Here is a 4,290-nt window from a genome sequence, read left to right on the forward strand (position 1 = left end):
GCGTTTGATGATGCATTGAAACACCATGCAGATATGCGCATCAGCTTGGATCTCGATGACGGGGTAAAGGTCAACTACGGTAAATTTGGCTCCCTGCTCAGTGAGGTCAAAGCCATCACCGGTGATAAGGGCGAGTGATGTGTTTAGCGTTAAGGCGTCAGGTCACTGACGCTGTTTGTCAGATTGTTCACCTTGGCCAACGCCACGGTTACAGATACGGACGAGCAAACACGGTAGAATGGCGCGTCGGATTTTGGAGAACTTAGCCTATGCATATCACCCATCTCTACCTGAACGGTGTCGGGCCACTGACGCAGTCACACCTCGATCTGCAAGATGACTGGCGGGGCGGCGCACATTCTCAGGTGTTGCTTACCGGCCCCAATGGTTGTGGTAAATCAACCGTGTTACGGGCGATAGCCATGTTGTGGGAAGCTGCAGGCTGGTGGCTCGAGCATCGTAAACATTTGCCAGCCAAACATGTAGCCAGTGTTTGGTTGCAACGCTGGCAGGGTGTTGCGGTGATAGTTAACAAGTTGGAGCCTTTTACTACTGAGCCAGTTGGTTTGGTGTTTGGTGCAGCGTTATGGGTCGATGAGTTGCTTAAAAAACATCCTGACGTGCAATGGTTGGGCGAGTCATTCGAACACACGAACAGCTCGAAGATTGTTAAACGCAGTCTGCTGTTATCCGAAGTGCACTGGCTCGATAAGCTAACCGAACAGCGCCGACGTATGTTGCTTAGTTATGACAAGGTTGACGTGCCCAATCTTATCTATCTCGATGCAGAAGAGCGGCGCTGGGTTAACCCAAGACGCAATGTTGGGTCACCCGAGCCAGACCTGTTGAGTCAGCGCTGGCTGACCCGTTATCAAGTCAGCGAGGATTGGAAGGGGCAGTTAGAGCCCTCTTTGATTGCCCTTAAAACCACCCAATTGCATAAATTCCATGAGGTGCTGCGCAATCTCAACCTGTTCTTGCAAGGCAAGGAGATCGAGTCGGATATGGTCCCCGGTGAGAATCGTCTGAGTGTCAAGATCAAGGGGGGGCGCGGGGTGCGTCATTCGCTCGATGAACTGAGTGCTGGTGAGCATCAGGTATTGATCCTCGTCTATCTCATCAGTCGCTGGTTACAACCCGGTGGTATCGTGCTCATTGATGAGCCAGACCTCTATTTGCATCCCTCACTGGTCAGCGGCCTGCTGGCCAATCTTGAACGGCTGGTGGCAGACAAGCAGGGTCAGCTCATCCTGACTTCCCACAGTGTCGATATCTGGCAGCGTTATGAACAGCAAGGGCTGCGGATCGAGCTGCAGGGGGAACAAGCATGAGTTGGCTGGATAACCTGCAGACCAAAATCAAACAGCAATATGTTGGTGCAACCGGCAAGAGGGTCTTGTTGGTTGAAGGACCCGATGACATTCAGGCTTTCAGTGCCTGGTTGGGAAAAGTGGATACGACTTGGGAAAACCGTTGGGTCATTGCCGACGCGCAGAAGAAGGCCAACGTACTGGCACTGCTGGCACGTGAGCCCAAGTGGATTGGTGTGGTTGACCGAGATGAATGGACTGCAGATGTCATTGCTGAAAAGCAACGAGCACTCCCGAATCTCTGGGTTCTTCCACGCTTTTGTTTGGAAAATTATCTGTGTGACCCGGAAGAACTCTGGGCAATGTTGCCACCTGGACAGCAGCAGAAAATCGAGGGTGGCTATCAGGCATTATATGCGGCCATGACAGATCTTTTGCCTATATGGCGCCAGCACGGTGCGCTATGGCAGGCGATCAACCCATTGTGGGAAGGACTGCGTGCGCTGGGCTTTAAGGAGCGGTTACTCGATATTCAACAGGCGGGAGATGAGCAAGCCATCCGGCAAACACTGAGTGAATGGCATCAGTATTTATCGCCTGAGTCAATATGGGCTGACTACCAGGCCCGTTTAGCGGAGGTGACAGCGTGGCCAGTATCACTGCAATTTCAATGTGGGGTTCATGGTAAGCAGTTCTTCCCGAGCGTGGTGCATGACGCCTTGACTCGATTGCTCGGTGAGCAAGCCAAGGCGAATGAGCGTCAAAATCGTCTCTTGCAGAACGCTCTGCCCCCAGCAGATCTTCGCCCTCTTTGGCAGAAAATGGACCTGCTTTATTGACATCCTCCCCTACCTAAAGGAAGGGGATTCCCACTTCACAGCAACCAACCCAAGGCAGCTTACGCCGCCTTGGGATTTACAGTCGCTCCATGGGCTAACACGGCGAGCCCCGCAGCTTTGATATTAATGGCCGCATTCACATCGCGGTCATGGTGTGCCTCGCATTCAGGGCACTCCCAGTTACGCACCGACAACGGCAATTTTGAAAGCGTGTATCCACAGCACGAGCGGCGTACTTGGCCGTGTGACGGGGATTGCCGACCTTTTCACCTTGGCTGGTGACAAACAGGTCTTTTATGCCGAGATCGATGCCGACCATTTTCGGTGTGATGGGCAGGATCTCGGGGTCAAACTCGCACAGGCAGGACACGAAATAGCGGCCAGCTGTGTCTTTGGAGATCGTAACGGTGCTGGGTTCGCAGGGGAGTAGGCGGCTCCAGCGGATAGCCAACGGCTCTTTGCTCTTTGCCATGTAGAGCAGGTCGTTTTTGTAGGTGAATGCACTACGGGTCAGCTCAATGGACTGGCGGTGGTGCTTCTACTTGAAAGCGGGGTATTTGGCCCTTCCTTCAAAGAAGTTTTTGAATGCAGCTTGTTGGTGTCGAAGGCACTGCTGGAGCGGCACACAGGAGACTTCATTAAGCCACTCGAACTCGCCAGAGCGTTTGATTCTGGTCAGTTCGGCGTTTGCTTGGATGTAACCGATTTTTTCCTGTTTTTGATAGAAAGCATCGGTACGCCAGCGAAGGATGTGGTTATAGACGAAGCGCGTACAGCCGAACGTCTGGGCAAGCAAGATTGCTTGTTCAGCCGTGGGGTAGAAACGGTATTTGTAGGCGCGTTTAGTCATGCGTCACATATTTTCGAAGAAAACGTGAATATAGCAATAACTTAACGGAGGAGCGAGAACAGGGGCGGCTTACGCCGCCGCGCTATCCCTCCCTGCCCTAAAAGGACGGGGTTTCTCGCGCAAAAATAATCAATGACGGCAACGATAAAACGCCTACATCTACAAGGTTATAAAAGTGCAGCGGATGTCTGCCTCGACGAGGTGACGGCATTTTCGGTGCTGGCAGGCCCGAATGGTGCTGGCAAGAGCAATGTGGCCGATGGCTTGGCCTTCTTTGGCGCTGTGGTGGCCCGTGGTGCGCGCAACGCTATCCGCGAGTTTGGTGGCTTTAGCCAGATCCATTGCGTCAAATTCAAGAAAGAGAAAGCCCGCACGGCGTCACTGACTCTGGATATCGCGCTGGAGGGTAAGCGTTATTACTACCACTGCAAGTTGTTTGCGATGGACGGTGATCCGCAGGTTGAAGAGCAGCTCAAAATCGACGATCAGCCCATCATGACCCGCAAGCGGGGGCAACCACCGGTGTTGATGCTGCAAGGCAGTGGCGAAGAGAAAGTCACCTTGCCGGATTTTCCCGATGAGATGTCAGGACTGATGATGTTGCCTCATGCTCCGGTTTATCGTTGGCTGAGTAATACCCGGGTTTTTCGTTTTGACCCGCTGGGTACCAAGGAGCCCGATAGCTCCAGTGCGGATTCTGCCGAGCTGGATCTGCATGGACGGAACGTGGCGACCATGCTGTCGTTCCTGGAACAGAAGGCGCCGCAGCGCGAGGCCATTCTGGAATGGATCGAGTTGCTGGTGCCGGGCATGGAGAAGGTGACCACCGAGCAGCAGCGGCTGGATGGCCGCACCGTGATCAAATTCAAAGAGGCGGGCACGCGCAATTATTTTCCTGCCAACCTGATCTCCGATGGCACCATCTATGCCCTCTGCATCATGACCGCCATTCTGAGCCGCGATGGCAGCCTAGGGCTCACCCTGATCGAGGAGCCGGAACGTGGTATTCATCCCAACGGGATTGCCGAGCTGGTCACCATGATGCGCGAGCACGCCAGCCCCGAACATCCGGTGTTGGTGACGACCCATAGTGAGTCGGTGGTGCGCAGTAGTCAGGTGCAAGAGCTGTGGCTGGTCAACAAGCTGGATGGTAAAACGGTGCTCAAGAACGCGGCAAAATCGAGCGTGCCATTGCAAACCTTACCGCTGGATAAGGCCTGGTTGATGAATGTATTCGACGGGGGGCTGCCATGGTAGTGCGGGTGGGCTTTATCGTCGAAGGCAAGACCGA

6 protein-coding genes are annotated in these 4,290 nt (G+C 53.8%); 5 read left to right on the forward strand and 1 reads right to left on the reverse strand.

Annotated features, from left to right (window positions below):
• Nucleotides 1–269: 269 nt before the first annotated feature.
• Together ACRCZA_RS05125 and ACRCZA_RS05130 are read left to right on the forward strand one after the other, a co-directional pair.
• Nucleotides 270–1,331 carry an AAA family ATPase gene (locus ACRCZA_RS05125; RefSeq protein WP_438673390.1) on the forward strand — a complete coding sequence of 354 codons (1,062 nt, stop codon included), beginning with the start codon at nucleotides 270–272 and terminating at the stop codon, nucleotides 1,329–1,331.
• On the forward strand, nucleotides 1,328–2,149 hold the full coding sequence (locus ACRCZA_RS05130; RefSeq protein WP_438673391.1) for a hypothetical protein: 822 nt from the start codon (nucleotides 1,328–1,330) through the stop codon (nucleotides 2,147–2,149). The genes ACRCZA_RS05125 and ACRCZA_RS05130 overlap by 4 nt, the downstream gene beginning before the upstream one ends.
• A 59-nt stretch (nucleotides 2,150–2,208) precedes the next feature.
• Here ACRCZA_RS05130 and ACRCZA_RS05135 read toward each other — a convergent pair whose 3' ends face one another.
• Nucleotides 2,209–2,349 (reverse strand): zinc ribbon domain-containing protein, encoded by a 141-nt coding sequence (locus tag ACRCZA_RS05135; RefSeq protein ID WP_438673392.1) that lies wholly within the window; start codon nucleotides 2,347–2,349, stop codon nucleotides 2,209–2,211.
• Here ACRCZA_RS05135 and ACRCZA_RS05140 point away from each other — a divergent pair.
• From ACRCZA_RS05140 to ACRCZA_RS05150, 3 genes are all read left to right on the forward strand, one after another.
• On the forward strand, nucleotides 2,304–2,579 hold the full coding sequence (locus tag ACRCZA_RS05140) for a hypothetical protein (RefSeq protein ID WP_438673395.1): 276 nt from the start codon (nucleotides 2,304–2,306) through the stop codon (nucleotides 2,577–2,579). The genes ACRCZA_RS05135 and ACRCZA_RS05140 overlap by 46 nt on opposite strands.
• A gap of 99 nt (nucleotides 2,580–2,678) precedes the next feature.
• On the forward strand, nucleotides 2,679–3,044 hold the full coding sequence (locus ACRCZA_RS05145; RefSeq protein WP_438673393.1) for a hypothetical protein: 366 nt from the start codon (nucleotides 2,679–2,681) through the stop codon (nucleotides 3,042–3,044).
• Nucleotides 3,045–3,734: 690 nt separating this feature from the next.
• Entirely contained in the window at nucleotides 3,735–4,256 is a 522-nt protein-coding gene (locus ACRCZA_RS05150) for an AAA family ATPase (protein ID WP_438673394.1), read from the forward strand.
• Nucleotides 4,257–4,290 lie beyond the last annotated feature (34 nt).

This window comes from Shewanella sp., from assembly GCF_051658185.1.
Classification (GTDB): Bacteria; Pseudomonadota; Gammaproteobacteria; order Enterobacterales; family Shewanellaceae; genus Shewanella.

Bases quoted from the DNA above. Each gene is read 5' to 3' on its own strand.
- ACRCZA_RS05125 (WP_438673390.1), top strand. From the start codon at position 270: ATGCATATCACCCATCTCTACCTGAACGGTGTCGGGCCACTGACGCAG.
- ACRCZA_RS05130 (WP_438673391.1), top strand. From the start codon at position 1,328: ATGAGTTGGCTGGATAACCTGCAGACCAAAATCAAACAGCAATATGTT.
- ACRCZA_RS05150 (WP_438673394.1), top strand. From the start codon at position 3,735: ATGCTGTCGTTCCTGGAACAGAAGGCGCCGCAGCGCGAGGCCATTCTG.